9 protein-coding genes are annotated in these 20394 nt (G+C 73.9%); 3 read left to right on the top strand and 6 right to left on the bottom strand.

All coding sequences use genetic code 11. The features are described from left to right. Positions 1 to 132: 132 nt before the first annotated feature. Complete coding sequence (gene treS / locus ACGFZP_RS06950) at positions 133 to 1857, bottom strand: maltose alpha-D-glucosyltransferase (protein ID WP_392929359.1); 1725 nt, start codon at positions 1855 to 1857, stop codon at positions 133 to 135. Then, the gene (locus tag ACGFZP_RS06955; RefSeq protein WP_392929678.1) at positions 1854 to 3809 is read right to left on the bottom strand and encodes an alpha-1,4-glucan--maltose-1-phosphate maltosyltransferase; all 1956 of its coding nucleotides are present in this window, start codon (positions 3807 to 3809) and stop codon (positions 1854 to 1856) included. The genes treS and ACGFZP_RS06955 overlap by 4 nt, the downstream gene beginning before the upstream one ends. A 1061-nt stretch (positions 3810 to 4870) precedes the next feature. Between ACGFZP_RS06955 and glgP the strand changes: the two genes are divergently transcribed. Then, the gene (gene glgP, locus ACGFZP_RS06960) at positions 4871 to 7576 is read left to right on the top strand and encodes an alpha-glucan family phosphorylase (protein WP_392929361.1); all 2706 of its coding nucleotides are present in this window, start codon (positions 4871 to 4873) and stop codon (positions 7574 to 7576) included. Between the two features lie 92 nt (positions 7577 to 7668). Here glgP and ACGFZP_RS06965 read toward each other — a convergent pair whose 3' ends face one another. Then, positions 7669 to 9216, bottom strand: a complete 1548-nt coding sequence (locus ACGFZP_RS06965) for an FAD-dependent oxidoreductase (RefSeq protein ID WP_392929363.1) — start codon at positions 9214 to 9216, stop codon at positions 7669 to 7671. A 220-nt stretch (positions 9217 to 9436) separates the two neighbouring features. On the opposite strand from ACGFZP_RS06965, the gene ACGFZP_RS06970 reads away from it, so the two are divergent. Beyond that, positions 9437 to 12721, top strand: a complete 3285-nt coding sequence (locus ACGFZP_RS06970) for a BTAD domain-containing putative transcriptional regulator (protein ID WP_392929365.1) — start codon at positions 9437 to 9439, stop codon at positions 12719 to 12721. A 52-nt stretch (positions 12722 to 12773) separates the two neighbouring features. On the opposite strand, the gene ACGFZP_RS06975 is transcribed toward ACGFZP_RS06970, so the two are convergent. The 3 genes from ACGFZP_RS06975 to glgX form a co-directional block, all read right to left on the bottom strand. Then, a complete protein-coding gene (locus tag ACGFZP_RS06975) occupies positions 12774 to 14630 on the bottom strand; it encodes an ABC transporter ATP-binding protein (protein ID WP_392929367.1) in 1857 nt (618 codons plus the stop codon). Further along, positions 14627 to 16498 (bottom strand): ABC transporter ATP-binding protein, encoded by a 1872-nt coding sequence (locus ACGFZP_RS06980; RefSeq protein WP_392929369.1) that lies wholly within the window; start codon positions 16496 to 16498, stop codon positions 14627 to 14629. The genes ACGFZP_RS06975 and ACGFZP_RS06980 overlap by 4 nt, the downstream gene beginning before the upstream one ends. Positions 16499 to 16656: 158 nt before the next feature. Then, complete coding sequence (gene glgX / locus ACGFZP_RS06985) at positions 16657 to 18912, bottom strand: glycogen debranching protein GlgX (RefSeq protein ID WP_392929371.1); 2256 nt, start codon at positions 18910 to 18912, stop codon at positions 16657 to 16659. 233 nt (positions 18913 to 19145) lie between these two features. Between glgX and ACGFZP_RS06990 the strand changes: the two genes are divergently transcribed. Further along, positions 19146 to 20375, top strand: coding sequence for an Ig-like domain-containing protein (locus ACGFZP_RS06990; RefSeq protein ID WP_392929373.1), 1230 nt, complete (start codon positions 19146 to 19148; stop codon positions 20373 to 20375). Positions 20376 to 20394 lie beyond the last annotated feature (19 nt).

Genomic DNA, 20394 nt, shown 5'->3' on the forward strand with positions numbered 1-20394 from the left:
CAGGTGTCACGCCTTAGTGTGGGTGGCCGTTGGGCTGTTCTCCGTACGCGGTGGTGCAGAGACCTCCGGGGGCGCGGGGTCGAAACTCTCGCGCCCCCGGAGGGTCTGGTGCGGACGGGTTCTGACGGATCGTTACTTCGAGCGCCTGGTCCCGCTCAGCCGCGGGGGTTGGCGGAGCTGGAACCAGTAGAAGCCGTGTCCGGCGAGGGTGAGCAGGTACGGCCACTCGCCGATCGAGGGGAAGCGCACCCCGCCGATCAGCTCGACCGGGTACCGCCCTCCGTACTGCCGCAGATCCAGTTCGGTCGGCTGCGCGAACCGCGAGAAGTTGTTCACGCACATGACCAGGTCCCCCTCGTGCTCCCGCACGAAGGCCAGCACCGCGGGGTTGCTGGAGGGCAGTTCGGTGTACGTGCCGAGGCCGAACGCCGGATTGAGCTTGCGGATCTCGATCATGCGACGCGTCCAGTGCAGCAGGGAGCTCGAACTGCTCTGCTGAGCCTCGACGTTGGTCACCTGATAGCCGTACACCGGGTCCATGATGGGCGGCAGACTGAGCCTGCCCGGGTCGGCCGAGGAGAAACCCGCGTTGCGGTCCGGGGTCCACTGCATCGGCGTGCGTACACCGTCCCGGTCGCCCAGCCAGATGTTGTCGCCCATGCCGATCTCGTCCCCGTAGTAGAGCACCGGGGAGCCGGGCAGGGAGAGCAGCAGGGCGGTGAACAGTTCGATCTGGTTGTGGTCGTTCTCCAGCAGCGGGGCGAGCCGGCGGCGGATGCCCACGTTGGCGCGCATCCGGGGGTCCTTGGCGTACTCCGCGTACATGTAGTCGCGCTCCTCGTCGGTGACCATCTCCAGGGTCAGCTCGTCGTGGTTGCGCAGGAAGATGCCCCACTGGCAGCCGTGCGGGATCTTCGGGGTCTTGGCGAGGATCTCCGAGACCGGGTAGCGGGACTCCCGGCGGACGGCCATGAAGATCCGCGGCATCACCGGGAAGTGGAACGCCATGTGGCACTCGTCGCCGCCGGAGGAGAAGTCGCCGAAGTAGTCGACCACGTCCTCCGGCCACTGGTTGGCCTCGGCGAGCAGCACGGTGTCCGGGTAGTCCGCGTCGATCTCCTTGCGGACCCGCTGGAGGAACTCGTGGGTCTCCGGCAGGTTCTCGCAGTTGGTGCCCTCGCGGGCGAACAGGTAGGGCACCGCGTCCAGCCGGAAGCCGTCGATGCCGAGGTCGAGCCAGAACCGCAGCCCGGCGACCATCTCGTCCTGGACCCGGGGGTTGTCGTAGTTGAGGTCCGGCTGGTGGGAGAAGAAGCGGTGCCAGAAGTACTGCTTGCGGACCGGGTCGTAGGTCCAGTTGGAGGTCTCGGTGTCGACGAAGATGATCCGGGCGTCCGGGTACTGCTTGTCGTCGTCGGCCCACATGTAGAAGTCGCCGTAGGGGCCGTCCGGGTCCTCGCGGGAGGCCTGGAACCACGGGTGCTGGTCGCTGGTGTGGTTCATGACGAAGTCGATGACCACGCGCATGCCGCGGGCGTGCGCGGCGTCCACGAACTCCATGAAGTCGGCGAGGTCGCCGAACTCCGGCAGCACCGACTTGTAGTCGGCCACGTCGTACCCGCCGTCGCGCAGCGGCGAGGCGAAGAAGGGCGGCAGCCAGAGGCAGTCGACGCCGAGCCACTGCAGGTAGTCGAGTTTGGACGTGAGCCCCTTGAGGTCCCCGATCCCGTCGCCGTTGCTGTCCTGGAAGGACCGCACCAGCACCTCGTAGAAGACCGCACGCTTGAACCACTCCGGGTCCAGGTTCTTCTTCGAGGTCTCGGGGAAGGTGTCGGGGACGGGCTCGTTCACTGTCACGCTGGGTTCCTCCGAACCGTGAGGAGGTGAGCCGGCTCGGCTGAGGGATCGAGCCGGACGTAGTTGTGCCGGCCCCACGTGTAGGCGGCGCCGGTGAGCTCGTCGTGCACCGCGAACGGCCCGTCCCCGTCGAGGGTGACGGTGGCCTCCTGGGCGTGGTGCGGGTCCAGGTTCACCACGGTGATGACGTGGTCGGTGAGGCCCTCGGGCGTGGTCGCGGTCTTGGAGAAGGCGAGCACCTGGTCGTTGTCGGTCGGGTGGAAGGCCAGGCCGCGCAGCTGCTGCAGGCAGGGGTGCCGGCGGCGCAGCCGGTTCAGCACGGTGAGCAGCGGGGCGAGGCTGTCGGTACGGCTCCAGTCGCGCGGGCGCAGCTCGTACTTCTCCGAGTGCAGGTACTCCTCGGAGCCCGGGTGGGCCGGCTCGCCCTCGTACAGCTCGTAGCCGGCGTAGACGCCGTAGCTGGGGGAGAGGGTGGCGGCCAGCACGGCCCGGATGGCGAATGCGGCGCGGCCGCCGGTCTGCAGGTACTCGTGCAGGATGTCCGGGGTGTTGGCGAAGAAGTTGGGACGCATGTACGAGGCCGCGTCACCGGAGAGCTCGGTGAGGTACTCGGTGAGTTCCTGCTTGGTGGTGCGCCAGGTGAAGTACGTGTACGACTGGTGGAAACCGATCTTCCCCAGGGTGTGCATCATGGCCGGCCGGGTGAACGCCTCCGCCAGGAACACCACGTCGGGGTCGGTGCGGGCGATCTCGGAGAGCACCTTCTCCCAGAACAGCACCGGCTTGGTGTGCGGGTTGTCGACCCGGAAGATCCGTACGCCGTGGGCCATCCAGAACCGAAGGATCCGCAGGGTTTCCTTGACGATTCCATCCATGTCCTGATCGAAGTTGACCGGATAGATGTCCTGGTACTTCTTCGGCGGGTTCTCGGCGTAGGCGATGGTGCCGTCGGCGCGGTGGCTGAACCACTCCGGATGCTTGTTCACCCAGGGGTGGTCGGGGGAGCACTGCAGCGCGAAGTCCAGGGCCACCTCCAGGTGCAGCGCCCCGGCCTCGGCGACGAAGTGGTCGAAGTCCTCGATGGTGCCGAGGTCCGGGTGGACGGCGTCGTGGCCGCCCTCCGGCGAGCCGATCGCCCAGGGCGAGCCGACGTCGTGCGGACCGGCGGTCAGGGTGTTGTCCGGGCCCTTGCGGAAGGCCCGCCCGATCGGGTGGACCGGTGGCAGGTAGACCACGTCGAAGCCCATCGCGGCGACGGCGGGCAGCCGCTCGGCGGCGGTGCGCAGGGTGCCCGAGCGCGGCGGCTCGACGCCCGAAGGGTCCACCACCGCGCCCTCGGAGCGCGGGAAGAACTCGTACCAGGAGCCGTAGAGGGCCCGCTCCCGGTCCACCTGGAGCGGCAGCGGGCGGGTGGCGCTGACCAGCTCGCGCAGCGGGTAGCGGGCCAGCAGGTCCAGCACCTCGGGGGCGAGCGCGGCGGCCAGCCGGGACAGCGGCGGCAGGCCGGTGTCGCGCAGCGCGTCCACCGCGGCCAGCACGTGCGCCCGGCCCTCCTTCTTCGGCACGCCGTTCGCGGCCCGCTCCAGCAGCAGCGCGCCCTCCTCCAGGACCAGCGCGGTGTCGATCCCGGCGGGCAGCTTGACCGCGGCGACCTTGCGCCAGGTGGCGAGCGGGTCGCTCCAGGCCTCCACCAGGTAGGACCAGCGGCCGGGCCCGGTCGGGGTGACGGACGCGCCCCAGCGGTCGCTGCCCTCGGAGAGTTCGCGCATCGGCGTCCACGGGCCGCTGCGCCCGCGCGGATCGCGCAGGACCACGTTGGCGTTCACCGCGTCGTGGCCCTCGCGGAACACGGTGGCGGTGACCGTGAAGGTCTCGCCGACCACGGCCTTGGCCGGGCGGCGGCCGGCGTCTACGAGTGGGCTGACGTCCAGGACGGGGATGCGGCCGATCACGGTGTCGCTCTCTGTCGTCTTGCGGGCGGCGGGCTTGCGGGCGGCAGGTTTGCGGGTGGCGGGTTTGTGGGCGGAGGGGCCGCCGGCGGGGGTTGCTGCGGCGGTGGCCTCGGCGGCGCTGCGGGCGGCCGGGCGGGCGGGCGCCCTGCGGGGTGCGGCGCCGCCCTCCGGGGTGGTGGTGGCGGTCGCGCTGCGCCTGGTGGTGGTGCGCTTGCGCGGTGCCGCGGTCCGGCTCTCCTCGGCCCCGGGTTGTCGGGCCGGTTCGGTGTGCTCCGCACGGACGGCCCCGGCGCCCCGGGGTCCCGGCATCGCCGCGTCTGTCCGAGTGTCAGAATCCATCCGTCCGGCGGATTCCGCGACCGCTGCGTCGATGGCGTCGGCCACCGGTGTGGACTGGTCCCGCGTGTCGCCGTGCATGCCAAACTCCTGCCCGAGATCGGCGGCAGCTCCCGCGGGCCGGACGGGCCAGGGGAGTACCGGGAGGACTGCTGGGTGGGGAGGACGTGCGACCGGAAGCCTGCCCGCGCCACCGTCCCCGGCAACCTGCCCGACGCCCGCCGAGCCTGCGGCGGGGAGCCCGGGAGCCCGTGTGCGTCCCGGCGCACGCCTCTCGGGGTACGCCCCTGGGCGACCCGACCCACCCGTGAACGAGTGGGCCGTGTTCGAGGACACGCGTAGGTGCGCGGTGAGCGCCGAATGGGCTAAGGAGGTTGGGAAACGATCAGCACGAAAAGGATTCGGACGTGCTGCTTCAAGGGGGGCGCCACCTGTCGCCGCACTCCCCACAGCATCAACGACCTTGGTTCATAGTCGCATCGACGACCGGACTTTTGCAGCGGTACGACAGTAGTTTCGGGTCTTGTCCCGGGCGGCTCCGTCGGTGGAAATGGATCTGTTCCGCAGTGTTCACGTATTGGTAGCGCGTTCCGCCGAAAAGTGCGCCTCGCGCGCCCCCCGTGCAGTCCAATGCGCCGAATGCGATCTCATCAATAGGCCGAACGGAGGCTCAATAGCCCACTTGACGCACCATCACGACAGTGGCCGGGTCTACGCTTCACGCCGTGAAGGCAATCCGCAGATTCACCGTCCGCACCGTCCTGCCCGAACAACTCCAGCCGTTGCACGAGCTGGCCCTCAACCTGCGCTGGTCCTGGCACCCGGAGACCAGGGACCTCTTCCGGTCCGTGGACCCGGACGTCTGGGCCGCCACCGGTGAGGACCCGGTGCGCCTGCTGGGCGAGGTCCCGGCCGCCCGGCTCGCCGCGCTGGCCGTCGACCGGAGGTTCCTGCGCAGACTCGGCGACCTCGCCGACGACCTGCGGGACTACCTGGCCGGCCCGCGCTGGTACCAGGGCGCCGAACAGACGGGAGCCGGGCCGCTGCCCGAGGCCGTCGCGTACTTCTCGCCCGAGTACGGCATCGCCGCCGCGCTGCCGCAGTACTCCGGCGGGCTCGGCATCCTGGCCGGCGACCACCTCAAGGCCGCCAGCGACCTCGGCGTGCCGATCATCGGCGTGGGGCTGTTCTACCGGCACGGCTACTTCCGGCAGTCCCTCGACCGGGACGGCTGGCAGCAGGAGCGCTACCCGCTGCTCGACCCGGACGAACTCGCGGTCAGCCTGCTCCGCGAGGGTGACGGCACCCCCTGCCGGGTCGATCTCGCGCTGCCCGCCGGCCGCACCCTGGCCGCCCACATCTGGAAGGCCCAGGTCGGGCGCGTCCCGCTGCTGCTGCTCGACTCCGACATCGAGGCCAACTCGGCCGCCGAACGGGACGTCACCGACCGCCTCTACGGCGGCGGCAGCGAGCACCGGCTGCTCCAGGAGATGCTGCTCGGCATCGGCGGCGTCCGCGCGGTGCGCACCTACTGCCGCCTCACCGGCCACCCCGCCCCCGAGGTCTTCCACACCAACGAGGGCCACGCCGGCTTCCTCGGCGTCGAGCGGATCCGCGAGCTGGTCGCGGACCGGGGCTGCGACCTCGACTTCGCCGCCGCCCTGGAGTCCGTCCGGGCCGGCACCCTGTTCACCACCCACACCCCCGTGCCGGCCGGCATCGACCGCTTCGACCGCGAGCTGGTCGCCCGGCACTTCGGCGGCGACGCGGCCCTGCCCGGCGTCCCGGTCGAGCAGGTGCTCGCCCTCGGCGCCGAGACCTGGCGCGGCGGGGACGGCAAGCTGTTCAACATGGCCGCCATGGGCCTGCGGCTGGCCCAGCGCGCCAACGGCGTCTCCACGCTGCACGGCGAGGTCAGCCGGTCCATGTTCAACGGCCTCTGGCCCGGCTTCGACGCCGCCGACGTCCCGATCACCTCCGTCACCAACGGCGTCCACGCCGCCACCTGGATCGACCCGGCCGTCGTCCGACTGGGCGCCGCCGAGATCGGCACCGACCGCGCCGAGTCCGCCATGACCACCGGCGACGCCAAGCGCTGGACCGGCCTGGAGCGGATCGGCAACACCGAGATCTGGGAGCTGCGCCGCAGTCTGCGCGCCCAGCTGGTCGACGAGGCCCGCCGCCGGCTGCGCACCTCCTGGCGCCAGCGCGGCGCCGGGGACGCCGAGCTCGGCTGGGTCTCCTCCGTCCTCGACCCGGACGTCCTCACCATCGGCTTCGCCCGCCGGGTGCCCTCCTACAAGCGGCTCACCCTGATGCTGCGCGACCAGCAGCGGCTGCGCGCCCTGCTGCTGGACCCGGCCAGGCCGGTGCAGATCGTGGTCGCCGGCAAGGCCCACCCGGCGGACGACGGCGGCAAACGGCTGATCCAGCAGATGATCGCCTTCGCCGACGACCCGGCCGTCCGGCACCGGATCGTCTTCCTGCCGGACTACGACATGGCGATGGCCCAGCACCTCTACCCGGGCTGCGACGTCTGGCTGAACAACCCGCTGCGCCCGCTGGAGGCCTGCGGCACCTCGGGGATGAAGGCCGCGCTCAACGGCTGCCTCAACCTGTCCGTCCTGGACGGCTGGTGGGACGAGTGGTACGACGGCCAGAACGGCTGGGCGATCCCCACCGCCGACGGCACCGGCGGGCCCCTCGACCCGGACAGCCGGGAGGCCGAGCGCCGGGACGACATCGAGGCGGCCGCGCTGTACGACCTGATCGAGCACCAGGTGGCGGCCCGGTTCTACGACCGCGGTGCGGACGGCCTGCCGCACCGCTGGATCGCCATGGTCCGGCACACCCTGGTCACCCTCGGCCCCAAGGTGCTGGCGGGGCGGATGGTCCGCGAGTACGTCGAGCGGCTGTACGCCCCGGCGGCGCTGGCCCAGCGGGAGCTGGCGGCGGCCGGGCCCGGCGAGGCCCAGGCGGGCGGGCCGGCCACCGCCCCGCACGCCGGGGCGCGGGAGCTGGCCGCCTGGAAGGCGAAGGTCCGGGAGGCCTGGCCGGCCGTCCGGGTCGAGCACGTCGAGGCGGAGTGCCCGGACGAGGCGCAGGAGCTCGGCAGCTCGCTGGCGCTGCGGGTGCAGGTCGCGCTCGGGGCGCTGGATCCGGGTGACGTCGAGGTGCAGGTGGTGTCCGGGCGGGTGGACGAGTCGGACGGCATCTCCGATGCCTGTCTGCTGGCCCTCAAGCCGGTCGGCGGCTCCGACCTGGACGGGCGGACGCGCTACGAGGGCTCGCTGGAGCTCTGCCGCACCGGCCCGTTCGGGTACACCGTCCGGGTGCTGCCGGCCCACCCGCGGCTGGCCTCCCCGGCCGAGCTGGGGCTGGTGGCCCTGCCGGCCGAGTCCGCGGGGATGGACGCGGGGCTGCTGCGCTGAACGCGCCGGGGGCGGGCGGCCGGGTTGGTCCGGCCGCCCGCCCCCGGCTCCTGCGACCGGCCGCGCCGACGATCGGGAACGGGGCGGCGGCCTCAGAGCTCCGGACTGCCGAACCATCGGCGGGCGGCCCGCTCGAACGCCGCACGGTCGGGGTCGCGGTCACCCGCCCAGGCGACCGTGCCGTCGGGCCGGACGAGCACGGCGCCCAGGCCGAGGTCGTCCACCGCCGGCCCGGCCGCGTACTTCGTCCGGCCCTCCCAGCCCGTCGCCGAACCGTGCAGGGCCCGGTCGACGCTGAAGTCGAGGACGACGCCCCGTCCGTCGTGCATCAGGTCACCGAGGCGGGTGCCGTCCGCCAGACGGAAGTCCGGGGCGCTGCGGCCGGTCAGCGGGTGTTCGCCGCCGAGGTCGTAGCGGTCCGACGATCCTGATGTCCGCTCGAACACGTAGGTCGTTCCGTCCGCGGTCCCGAGCAGGTCCCGCACCACTCCCTGGATCGCCCGGGCATGCGGGCCCGGCCTCATGACCGCCACCTGGGCGCGCGACCAGTCGAGCACGCCCGCGCCGATCGGATGGCGCTCCTGGGTGTAGGTGTCGAGAAGACCGCTCGGCGCGTACCCGTGCAAGGACGCCGCGAGCTTCCAGCCCAGGTTCACGGCGTCGCCGAGGCCGAGGTTCAGCCCCTGGCCTCCGAGCGGGGAGTGGATGTGGGCGGCGTCGCCCGCGAGCAGCACCCGCCCCTGCCGGTAGGTCGTCGCCTGCATCGCCCGATCGGTGAAGGTCGAGGCGAGACGGACGTCGCTCAAGGTCGCGTCGGTGCCCGACACCCGGCGCAGAACCGCCTGGAGATGGTCCCGGGTCGGCGGCTGCGAGCGGTCGAACGCGCCGCCGTCGAAATCCGTCATGCCGAGGTGCCCGGCCAGGTGCGTCCGGAGGTACATGCCCGTCGGCGTCAGGTTGAAGCCGGGGCGCAGCTTCTCGGGATCGGCGACGGTCGCGAGCACGGCGTAGCCGGTGAACTGCGGCTCGGTGCCGACGAAGTCGAAGCCCGCGAGCCGGCGCACCGTGCTGCGTCCGCCGTCGCAGCCGACGAGCCAGCGCGCCGCGTACTCCTGCCCGCCGGCTCGCGCGACCACGCCGTCGCCGTCCTGGGTGACGGCCGACACCGTGACACCGCGCCTGATCTCCACGCCGAGCCTGGACGCCCGCTCGGTCAGCACCGTCTCGATCGCCTCGAGGTTCGTCATCACGCCCTCCGCGGCCGGGCCGGGAAGCCGGAACGGCAGGGCGGCGGGGTCGACCCTGGCCGGATCGAGCATCATGCCGGCGAAGTGGCCCGCGCTGCGAGGGGGCGACGGCTGGTCCGCGTCGGAGTCCGCAGTGAGGTCCGCCCCGGGATCGTCGCGGACGCCCGAGGCCGTCAGCAGCGGGTGCAGCAGACCGCGGCGGTGGAACGCCCCGACCGAAGCGGCGGACAGGCCCCGCATCCCGAGCGGTTCCGCCTTCCACGGGGAGCGGGGCTCCCGCTCCCGCTCCAGCACCAGGACGGAGCAGCCCGCGAGGCCGAGCTCGCAGGCGAGGAACAGGCCGACCGGGCCGGCGCCCACGATCGCTACGTCATGCGTGACAGGGCTGTTCATGGTGGTGTCCCTCCCGGGATCGGGACCGTCCGGTGGGATCCGGCCGGCCGCCGCTGGACTTGTCAGGCACTCAGAGGCTGACCCGGTCCGCTCACACGGGGCACACACGGCGCTGGCACCCCGCCCCGCACCGTGTCGGGGCCGGGTTCGCGCACCCGGGCAGGAGCCGGGGCACCGCGCTGATTTGGGGCCGCGAGGGTGCACGCGCGAGGATCGGTGAATGGACGAGGGGACGCGGCTTCGCCTCACTCTGCTCGGCGCCTTCCAGGCGGCCCGCGGTGACGCCGCCCTGTCCGTTCCCGGTGCGCGGTTGCAGGCACTGGCCGTACGGCTGGCGCTAGCCGGCGGCCGCCCGGTCGCCCAGGGCGTCCTGGTCGACGCGATCTGGGCCGACGCCCCGCCGGCCGGCCCCGCCCACGCCCTGCAGACCCTCGTCTCGCGGCTGCGCCGGGCCCTCGGCTCGGCCCGCGCCGTCGCGCAGGTCGCGGGCGGCTACCGGCTGGACGTGGACGCGGCCGACGTGGACGCCCTGCGGTTCGAGCGGCTCGCCGCCGTCGGCCGTGACCGCCTGCGCGCCGGCGACCCGCGTGCTGCGGCGGCCGTGCTCGGCGAGGCCGTGGCGCTGTGGGGAGATCCTCCCGGCGCCGAGCCCGCGGCCGTCGCCGCGGTGGCACCCGCCGCCGCGACCCGGCTGGCCCACGCCTCGGTCGAGGCCGTCGCCGACCTCGCCGACGCCGAGCTGGCCCTCGGCCGTGCCGACGCGGCCGCCGCGCGGCTGACCGCACTGCTCACCGAGCAGCCGGTCCACGAGCGGGCGGCCGCGCTGCTCATCGACGCGCTCGCCGCCCAGGGCCGCCAGGCCGAGGCGCTGGCCCTGTACGGGCGGGTCCGCGAAGCCCTGGCCGACGCCCTCGGCACCGAACCGGGCGCCGCCCTGCGCGAGCGCCACCTGCGCCTGCTGCGCGCCGAGCCGCCCGCCCCGGCCGCCGACGCCGCGCGGCCCGGTCCGCCCGCCGACGCCGCGCGGACCGGTCCGGGCAACCTGCCCGCGCCGCTGACCGGCCTCATCGGCCGCGACGAGGACCTCGCCCGGATCGCCACGCGGCTCGCCGCCGGGCGTCTGGTCACCGTGCTCGGCCCCGGCGGTGCCGGCAAGACCCGGCTCGCCGTCGAGGCCGCCCGCCGCCACCGCCACGAGTACCGCGACGGCGCCTGGATGATCGACCTCGCCCCGGTCACCGAGCCGGCCAAGGTCGGCTCGGCCCTGCTCGCCGGGACGGGGCCGGGCGGCGGCGCGGTGTTCGACGCCCGGACGCGCGCCGAGGGCGGGGAGCTGGACGTCCTCGCCGACCGGCTCGGCGGCCGGGAGAGCCTGCTGCTCGTCGACAACTGCGAGCACCTGATCGACGCCGTGGCCCACCTGGTCGCGGCCCTGCTGTCCCGCTGCCCCGGGCTGCGGGTGCTGGCCACCAGCCGCGAGCCCCTGGCGGTCGACGGCGAGGTGTTGGTGCCGCTCGGCCCGCTCGCGCTGCCCGGGCCACAGGACGGCGTCGAGCAGGCCCGGCGGGCGGCGTCGGTACGCCTGTTCACCGAGCGGGCCGCGGCCGTGCGCCCGGGCTTCGAGGTGGACGAGACGACGCTGCCCGCCGTCCGGCGGGTGGTCCGCGCCCTGGACGGGATGCCACTGGCCCTCGAACTGGCCGCGGCCCGGCTGCGGACCCTGTCGCTGCCGGAGCTGGCCGACGGGCTGTCCGACCGGTTCCGGCTGCTCACCACCGGCAGCCGCACCGCGCCGCCCCGGCACCGCACGCTGCGCGCGGTCATCGCCTGGAGCTGGGACCTGCTCAGCGAGCCGGAGCGCACGGTCGCCGAACGCGTCTCGGTCCTGCCCGGCGGTGTCACGCCGGCCTCGGCCGCCGCGGTCTGCGCCGGCACCGCCGTGCCGGCGGCCGGGATCCCCGAGCTGCTCGCGGCCCTGGTCGACCGGTCGCTGCTGCGGCTCGCGCCCGACCCGGGCCGCTACCGCATGCTGGAGACGCTGCGCGAGTACGGCACCGACCGCCTGGCCGACACGGGCGGCCTCGGCACCGTCCGCGACCTGGCGGCCGGCCACTTCGCCGAGCTGATGGCCCGGTACGACCCGCAGCTGCGCGGGCCCGGCCAGCTCGCGGCGATCCGCGTCGTGAGCGCGGAGTACGACAACACGCTCGCCGCCCTGCGCCGGCGGTGCGACAGCGGCGACGCCCCCGGCGCGGTCGCCCTCGCCCTGAACCTGACCTGGTACTGGCAGATGTTCGGCCGGCCCGCCGACGCGGCCTACTGGCTGGGCGAGGCCCTGGCGGTGCCCGGCGGCGAGCCGACGCCCGACCGCGACTGCGCCCACGCGATCCACCTGCTGAACCGGATCGACACCCGGTCGGGGGCGACCGCGGAGGAGACCGCGGCCGACCACGCCGGGATCCGCGCGCTGGCCGACCGGCTGCTCGCGTACCCGGAGCTGCCCGGCCCGTACGGCGCGCTCGCCGCGCTCCCGCACGCGTTCCGGCCGGAGGCGGAGGGCACGCCCGCGATCATCGAGCACCTGGCCGACGGTGACGACCTGTGGCTGTCCGGGCTGGCCCGGCTGTCCCGGGCCCGGTTCGCCGAGAACGCGGGCGAGCTCGACCGGACCCGCACCGACGTGGCGGCGGCCCTGGCCTGCTTCCGGCAGGTCGGCGACCGCTGGGGCCAGGCCAACGTGCTGCCGATGCGCGCCCAGCTGCGGCAGTACGACGACGACCTCGACGGCGCGCTGGCCGACCTGCGCGAGGCCCGGTCGCTGGCACGGGAGTTCGGCCCGCTCAGCCCCGGCGACGAGGTGTTCGGCGACCTGCGCTGGATCGACCTGCACCTGCGGCGCGGCGACACCGACCTGGTGATCACGACGATCGACTCGGCCCGGGAGCGGGCGCTGCGCGCGGACTCGCCGGAGATGCGGGTCCTGGTCGACGCGTGGGACGCCGCGTTCCGGGTGCGGCTCGGCGACCTGGACCGGGCACGGGACCTGCTCGACGGAGCCGAACGGGGCCTGGACGGCGACTCCCCGTTCCCCGGCGACCACGCCCGGGCGCTGGTCGGCAACGCCAGGGCGTCGCTGTACCTGGAGACCGGCGACCCGGCCGGCGCCGAGCAGGCGCTGGCGAAGGCGTACGCGGCGGCGCTGGAAACCCGGGACCTGCCCATCCTGTCGCTGGTGGCGGTGAACACGGCCGCACTCGCCGCGGCGCACGGGCGGTACGACGAGTCGGCCGTCCTGCTCGGCGCCGCCTCCCGGCTGCGCGGCGCTCACGACCGCACCGACCGGCAGGTCGGCGAGCTCACCCGACGAGGGCGCGCCGCGCTGGGCGAGGAGGCCTTCGCAGCGGCGTACCGGAACGGCTGGGAGCTGGACGGGAGGACGGCCGCGACCGAGGTCGACCCGGCCCGGCTGCGCCGGGCACCGGGCACGACCCGCCATACCGGGTGATCCGCCGACGGCGCCCACGGGAGTGCGGATCCCGGGGCCCCGGAGGCCGGGCTCAGACCAGGCTGTCCCGCCAGGCCCGGTGGAGTTCGGCGAAGCGGCCGATGCCGTCGATCAGCTCGGCGGGGGTGCCGTCCTCCACGATCCGGCCCTGGTCCATCACCAGGACCCGGTCGGCGATCTCCACGGTGGAGAGCCGGTGGGCGATGATCACGGCCGTCCGCCCGGCCAGCACCGTGCGCATCGCCCGCTGCACGGCCTGCTCGCCCGGCACGTCCAGCGAGCTGGTCGCCTCGTCCAGGATCAGCACCGCCGGGTCGGCCAGCAGGGCGCGGGCGAAGGCGACCAGCTGGCGCTGGCCGGCCGAGATCCGGCCGCCGCGCTTGCGCACGTCGGTGTCGAAGCCGTCCGGCAGCTCGGCGATGAAGCCGTAGGCGCCGATGTCCCGGGCGGCCTGCTCGACCTCCTCGCGGGTGGCGCCCGGCCGGCCGATCGCGATGTTCTCGGCGACGGTGCCGGAGAACAGGAAGGACTCCTGGGTCACCATCACCACCCCGCGCCGCAGCTCGGGGGTGGCGAGCTCGCGCAGGTCCACGCCGTCCAGGGTGATCCGGCCCTCGGTCGGGTCGTAGAAGCGGGCCAGCAGCTTGGCGACCGTCGACTTGCCGGCGCCGGTCGCGCCGACCACGGCCACCGTCTGCCCGGCAGGCAGCGCCAGGTCGAACGGCGGCAGCACCTCCTTGCCCGTCCGGTAGGCGAAGCGGGTCTTCTCGAAGTGCACCTCGCGGCCCTTGCGGGCGGTGGCGGGCAGCTCGGCCGGCCGCTCGGGCTCGGCCACCGTCGGCTCGTGGGCGAGCAGGCCGGCGATCTTCTCCAGGGCTGCGGCGGCCGACTGGTAGCTGTTCAGGAACATCGCCAGCTGGTCGATCGGGTCGTACAGCCGGCGCAGGTAGAGCACGAAGCCGGTGAGCACGCCCAGTTCGAGGCCGCCGTCGGTGACCAGGAAGGCGCCGAGCAGCACCACGCCGGCGAGCCACAGGTTGGCGGTGGCGCGGGCCAGGCCGACGAAGCGGGCGATCTCCAGCAGGCCGTCCGCCATGGCGGTGGCCGACTGCCGGTTCACCACGCCGAAGGCGGCCTCGTTGGCGCGCTCGCGGCGGAAGGCCTGCACCGGGCGGATGCCGTTCATGGTCTCGGTGAAGCGGACGATCAGCGAGGCGGCCGAGGTGCGCGAGCGCCGGTAGACCTTGCGCGAGCGGTGGCGGAACGAGCGGGCGATCAGGGCCAGCGGCAGGAACGAGGCCAGCGAGACCAGGCCGAGCCGCCAGTCCATCACCAGCAGCAGGACCGAGATGTAGCAGACCGACAGGAAGACGGTCAGCAGCTCCTGGAGGCCCTCGGAGAGCAGCTCGCGCAGCGCGTCCACGTCGCTGGTGGCGCGCGAGATGATCCGGCCCGAGGTGTAGCGCTCGTGGAAGTCCAGGCTGAGCCGCTGGGCGTGCCGGAAGATCCGGCCGCGCAGCTCCAGCAGGATGTCCTGGTTGATCCGGGCGCTGACCTTGATGAACACCCACTGGAGCACGGTGCTGAGCACCGCACAGGAGAGGTAGGCGGAGATCACCGCGATCAGCGGGCCCGCGTCGTGTTCGCGCAGCGCCGGGATGCCCCGGTCCATCGCGATCGCGACCAGCAGCGGGCCGGACTGCATGGCGGCCTGCTGGACCAGGATCACCACCATGGCGGTGACGATCCGGGCCCGGTGCGGACCGAGCAGCGAGCGCAGCAGGGCGCGCGGTGCGCCGGGCGGGACGGGGATGTCCTCCTCGTCCGGCGGCGGCGGGAGCTCCTCCGCGGCCGGCTCGTTCGGCTCGCTCGGCGCGGTCCGCTCGGCGGGGTCGATCGTGGTGGTCATCGGGAGGTGCTCCCCTCGGTGGCGAGGGCGGCCTCGCCCGACATCAGTTCGCGGTAGCGCGCGCAGCCGTGCAGCAGCTCCTGGTGGGTGCCGACGGCCTCGATCCGGCCGTCGGCGAGCACCGCGACCCGGTCGGCGAGCAGGACGGTGCTCGGGCGGTGGGCCACGACCAGGGCGGTGGTGGAGCCGAGCACCTCCCGCAGGGCCCGTTCGACCAGTGCCTCGGTGTGCACGTCCAGCGCGGAGAGCGGGTCGTCCAGCACCAGGAAGGCCGGGTCGCCGACCACCGCGCGGGCCAGTGCGAGCCGCTGGCGCTGGCCGCCGGAGAGGCTGAGGCCCTGCTCGCCGACCTCGGTGTCGACCCCGGCCGGGAGCCGGTCGACGAAGTCGGCCTGGGCGGTGGCCAGGGCGGTGCGCAGCTGCTCGGGGCCGGCGCCGGGCGCGCCCATCAGGACGTTCTCCCGGACGGTGGCGGAGAACAGGGTGGGCTCCTCGAAGGCGACCGCGACCAGCTCGCGCAGCCGCTGCCGGGACAGCTCGCGGATGTCCAGGCCGTCCAGGGTGATGCTGCCCGCGGTGGCCTCGTAGAGCCGGGGGAGCAGCGCGGTGAGGGTGGTCTTGCCGCTGCCGGTCGCGCCGACCAGGGCCATCGTCTCGCCGCTGCGGATGTGCAGGTCGACGCCCTGGAGCAGGTCGGGGGTGCCCGGCGGGGCGTCGGGGTAGCGGAAGCGGACGCCGGTGAGGCGGATGCCGTCGGTCGTGCCGCCGGCGCCCTGCCGGGCGCCCCGGTCGTCCGGTTCGGGTTCGTCCAGCACCTCGAAGAAGCGGTCGGTGGCGGTGGCGGCCTCGTTGGCGTAGGCGAGCAGCCAGCCCAGCGACTCGACCGGCCAGCGCAGCGCGAGGGCGGTGGAGAGGAAGGCGACCAGGGTGCCGGCGCTGAGCTCGTCGTGCGCGACCAGGTAGGCGCCGGCCGCGAGCGCGCAGCCGAGGGCCAGCTCGGGCAGGCCGACGATGACCGCCCAGAGGTTGGCGAGCAGGCCGGCCTTGCGCAGCTCGGTGCGGCGCAGGTCGCGGGTCTGGGCCCGGAACCGCTCGGCCATCGAGCGGTGGCGGCCGAAGGCCTTGAGGATCCGGATGCCGAGGATGGACTCCTCGATCACCGTGGCGAGGTCGCCGTTCTGGTCCTGGGCGCGGCGGGCGGCGCCGGAGTAGCCGTCCTCGAAGCGCCGGGTGAGGGCGATCAGCGGGACGGCGGGCACCAGCACGATCAGCGCGAGCCGCCAGTCCTGGGTGAACATCAGGGCCGTTCCGGCCAGGAACATCACCGAGTTCACGACCAGGAACACCAGCGGGAAGGTCAGGAACAGCCGCATGGTGAACATGTCGGCCGTCGCCCGGGAGAGCAGCTGGCCCGAGCCCCACCGGTCGTGGAAGGAGATCGGCAGCCGCTGCAGCTTGGCGAACAGGTCGCCGCGCATAGCCGTCTCCAGCCCGGCCAGCGGGCGGGCCAGGATCACCCGGCGGGTGTAGAAGAGCGCCGCCTCGGCCAGGCCCAGGGCGAGCAGCAGGCCGATCAGCGGCCAGAGCGCGTCGAGGTCGTGGTGGGCGATCGGGCCGTCCACGATCCGGCCGAGCACCAGGGAGACGCCGAGCACGCTGAACATCGCGAGGACGGCCGAGCCGATCGAGGCGGCCAGCCGTCCGCGGATCTGCCGGGCGTAGGGCCACAGGCGCAGCAGTGAGCGGACCGTCGACCGGTGGGCGGGGTCGGCGGTCCGCGAGGCGGGCTCCGGACCGGGTGGGTCCGGGGGGTGCTGCCCGGTCCGGGGTGGTGGATCGGGCAGCGCTGGGTCTTCGTAATCGGCCATCGCGGTGAGGGTAGGCCGGGGGCGCGTCATTTCTCATCCGGTTTTTCGGACCTGTCGGCGAGAACCGGCCACCGGCGGTGCCGGGTGCGGCGAAGGCTCCTCTGCACGCGGACGTTCGGTGGGGCCGGTGCGGTGGAGGGGGCCGGCGCGTCCGGGGTTCAGCGTGGGGCGGGGGTGCGCAGCAGGTGCAGTGAGCGGGCGCCCAGCAGCACGGCCTCCTGCGGGCGGTAGCTCCGCGGCGGCGCGTCCGGGTCGGCGCCGGCGGAGGCGGCGGCGTCGTCCAGGGTGTCCGAGGCGGTGTCCACCACCGTCCGGTACACCGCGTCCGGCGCGGCCCAGGGCTCGCCGGGCAGTGTGAACGAGGGCTCGCCGGGGCCGGCGTTGAGCAGCAGCAGGAAGCTCTCGTCGGTCAACTGGCGCCCCTCCTCGTCGCGTTCGGACATCGCGGCGCCGGAGAGCAGCATCCCCAGGCAGGCGGTGGGGGAGAACCAGTCGGCCTCCGTCATCTCCTTGCCGAGCGGGGTGAACCAGGCCAGGTCGGGCTGGCCGCCCGGTGCGGGGGCCCGGCCGGAGAAGAACGCCCGCTGGCGCAGCACCGGGTGGGTGCGGCGCAGTCGGACCAGTCGGGCGGTGAGGTCGCGCAGGTCGCGCCAGCCCGCGTCGTCCAGGAGCGACCAGTCGAGCCAACTCACCTCGTTGTCCTGGCAGTAGGCGTTGTTGTTGCCGCCCTGGGTGCGGCCGAACTCGTCCCCCGCGGTGATCATCGGCACGCCGGTGGAGAGCAGCAGGGTGGCCAGCAGATTGCGCAGTTGGCGCCGGCGCAGGCCCTGGACCGCCGGGTCGGGGCTCTCCCCCTCGGTGCCGTGGTTCCAGGAGCGGTTGTCGTCGGTGCCGTCCCGGTTGGCCTCGCCGTTGGCCTCGTTGTGCTTGCGGTTGTAGGAGACGAGGTCGCGCAGGGTGAATCCGTCGTGGGCGGTGATGAAGTTGACGGAGGCGTACGGGCGTCGCCCGCCGCGCTGGTAGAGGTCGGAGGATCCGGAGAGCCGGTAGCCGAGTTCGCGGACGTCCGGGCGGGCGCCGCGCCAGAAGTCCCGGACGGTGTCGCGGTACTTGTCGTTCCACTCGGCCCACAACGGCGGGAAGCCGCCGACCTGGTAGCCGCCCGGGCCGACGTCCCAGGGCTCGGCGATCAGCTTGACCCGGCTGAGCAGCGGGTCCTGGGAGACGGCGGCGAGGAAGGGGTGGTCCATGTCCACGCCGTCGCCGCCGCGGGCGAGGGCGGCGGCGAGGTCGAAGCGGAAGCCGTCCACGCCCATCTCGGTGACCCAGTACCGCAGCGAGTCGGTGATCAGCCGGACCACGTGCGGGCGGCGGGTGTCCAGGGTGTTGCCGCAGCCGGTGTAGTCGGCGTAGCCGCGCGGGCGGTGCAGCGGGAGGCGGTAGTAGCCGGCGTTGTCGATGCCGCGCAGCGAGAGGGTGGGCCCGAGTTCGGCGCCCTCGGCGGTGTGGTTGTAGACGACGTCGAGGATCACCTCGATCCCGGCGGCGTGCAGGGCGCGGACCATCCGCTTGAACTCGCCGACCTGGCCGCCGCGGCTGCCGGAGGAGGAGTAGCCGGCGTGCGGGGCGAAGTAGCCGACGGTGTTGTAGCCCCAGTAGTTGACCAGCCCGCGGGCCTGGAGGTGGTCCTCGCTGGCGTACTGGTGGACGGGCAGCAGCTCGACGGCGGTGACGCCGAGGCCGGTGAGGTGTTCGAGCGCGGCGGGGTGGGCCAGTCCGGCGTAGGTGCCGCGCAGCTCGGGCGGGACGCCGGGGTGGCGCATGGTGAAGCCGCGGACGTGCAGTTCGTACAGCACGGTCTCGGCCCACGGGGTCTTCGGGCGGTGGTCGTCGTACCAGTCGTCGTCATCGTGGACGACCACGGACCGGGGCACGTGGCGGGAGGAGTCGCGGTTGTCCCGCACGGTGTCGGCGACGTCTGCCTCGGGCCAGTTGCGGACGGAGCCGCAGACGGCGTCGTGGGCGGTGTAGCAGCCGTCGACGGCCCGGGCGTAGGGGTCGAGCAGCAGTTTGGCCGGGTTCCACCGGGCGCCGGTCCACGGGTCCCAGCGGCCGTGGACCCGGTAGCCGTACCGGGTGCCCGGTCCGACGCCGGGCAGGAAGCCGTGCCAGGTCTGGAAGTCCTGCTCGGTGAGCCGGTGTCTGCTCTCCCGGCCGTCCTCGTCGAAGAGGCAGAGGTCGACGGCCTCGGCGCCGGCCGCCCAGAGCGCGAAGTTGGTGCCCTGGCGGCCCTGCGCGTCGGTGCGGAAGCGGGCGCCGAGCGGCTGCCAGCTGCCGGGCCAGGGTGGCGGTTCGGCGCGGGGCCCGCCGTCGAGCCGCCGCGCACCGGCTTCCAGCTCCTGCCCTGACGCCATGGCCGCACCCTCCCTGGGCGGGGTGTCCCGGACCCCGCCCACCTTTCTTTCCCTGATCCTGCTGATCGGAAGCCGCTGAACGGTGGCTTACCGGCGGATGGCGGCCGGGGGCGGCGGTCGGGCGGCGGTCGGGCGGTGGTCGGGGTACGGCCGTGGGTGTGAGCGTTCTGCGTGTCCTGTCGTGATTGCCCTCGTTAGCGGGGTATCGGACGGAAACGGCGGGAGGCCCCGGGATGCGGCCCCGACAACGGGTTTGGGCACGGCGGACGGCGGCGCTGGGCTTGTGCCTGGCCGTGCTGACGGGTTGCACCGGCGGGCGCGCCCCCTCGGGCGGCGGTGATGCGGCCCCGCCGGGCCGGGCCGCGCCGCCGCCCGCCTCCCGGGCGGCGATCAGCGCCCTGCCCGCGGACGGCGCGCAGGACGTCCCGCCGGAGGGCCCGGTGCGGGTCTCGGCGGCGCCGGGCCGGCTGGTCTCCGTCCGGCTGGCCGACGCCAAGGGCGCCGAGGTGGCCGGGACGATCAGCCAGGACGGTGCCTCGTGGACGCCGGACGGCCCGCTCCCGCTGGGCACCGCCTACACCCTGGACGCGGTGGCCGAGGACGAGCAGGGCCAGAAGGCGGCCCAGCACTCGGCGTTCTCGACCGTCGCCCGGGCGCACACCTTCGTGGCCTTCTTCACCCCGGAGGACGGCTCCACGGTCGGCGTCGGCATGCCGGTCTCGCTGCGCTTCAGCAGGCCGATCACCGACCGCGCGGCGGTGGAGCGGGCGGTGGCGGTGACGGCCGAGCCGGCCGTCGAGGTGGCCGCGCACTGGTTCGGCAACCAGCGGCTGGACTTCCGGCCGAAGGCGTACTGGGCGGCCGGTACCAAGGTCGCGGTGGCGCTGCGGCTGAAGGACGTGCAGGGGGCGCCGGGCGAGTTCGGCACCCAGTCCAAGGACGTCCGCTTCACCATCGGCCGGGCCCAGGTCTCCACGGCGGACCTGGACGCCCACACGCTCACCGTCCGGCAGGGCGCGGGCGGCAAGGCGGTGAAGGTGCTCAAGGTGTCCGGGGGTGATCCCAAGCACACCACCTACCGCGGCGTCCTGGTGGTGTCGGAGAAGTACAAGGTCACCCGGATGAACTCGCAGACCGTCGGGATGGGCGACGAGTACGACATCAAGGACGTCCCGCACGCGATGCGGCTGACCAACTCCGGCACCTTCATCCACGGCAACTACTGGGCCGACCCGGGGGTCTTCGGCACCGCCAACACCAGCCACGGCTGCATCGGCCTGGCCGACGCCAAGGGCGGCACCAGCAAGGACAGCCCGGCGGGCTGGCTTTTCGAGCACACCGTCCCCGGGGACGTGATCGAGGTGAAGGCCTCGACGGGGGACTTCGTCCCGCCGAACAACGGGCTCAACGGCTGGAACCTGCCCTGGGAGCAGTGGCGGGCCGGGAGCGCGCTGGAGCACTGACCGGCCGGGCCCGGCAGCC

This window comes from Kitasatospora sp. NPDC048239 (assembly GCF_043202015.1).
Lineage (GTDB): Bacteria > Actinomycetota > Actinomycetes > Streptomycetales > Streptomycetaceae > Kitasatospora.

Excerpts from the sequence above, each read along its gene's own strand:
- ACGFZP_RS06965 (WP_392929363.1), bottom strand. The coding sequence starts at position 9,216 with ATGAACAGCCCTGTCACGCATGACGTAGCGATCGTGGGCGCCGGCCCG.
- ACGFZP_RS06970 (WP_392929365.1), top strand. The coding sequence starts at position 9,437 with ATGGACGAGGGGACGCGGCTTCGCCTCACTCTGCTCGGCGCCTTCCAG.
- ACGFZP_RS06975 (WP_392929367.1), bottom strand. The coding sequence starts at position 14,630 with ATGACCACCACGATCGACCCCGCCGAGCGGACCGCGCCGAGCGAGCCG.
- ACGFZP_RS06980 (WP_392929369.1), bottom strand. The coding sequence starts at position 16,498 with ATGGCCGATTACGAAGACCCAGCGCTGCCCGATCCACCACCCCGGACC.
- glgX (WP_392929371.1), bottom strand. The coding sequence starts at position 18,912 with ATGGCGTCAGGGCAGGAGCTGGAAGCCGGTGCGCGGCGGCTCGACGGC.
- ACGFZP_RS06990 (WP_392929373.1), top strand. The coding sequence starts at position 19,146 with ATGCGGCCCCGACAACGGGTTTGGGCACGGCGGACGGCGGCGCTGGGC.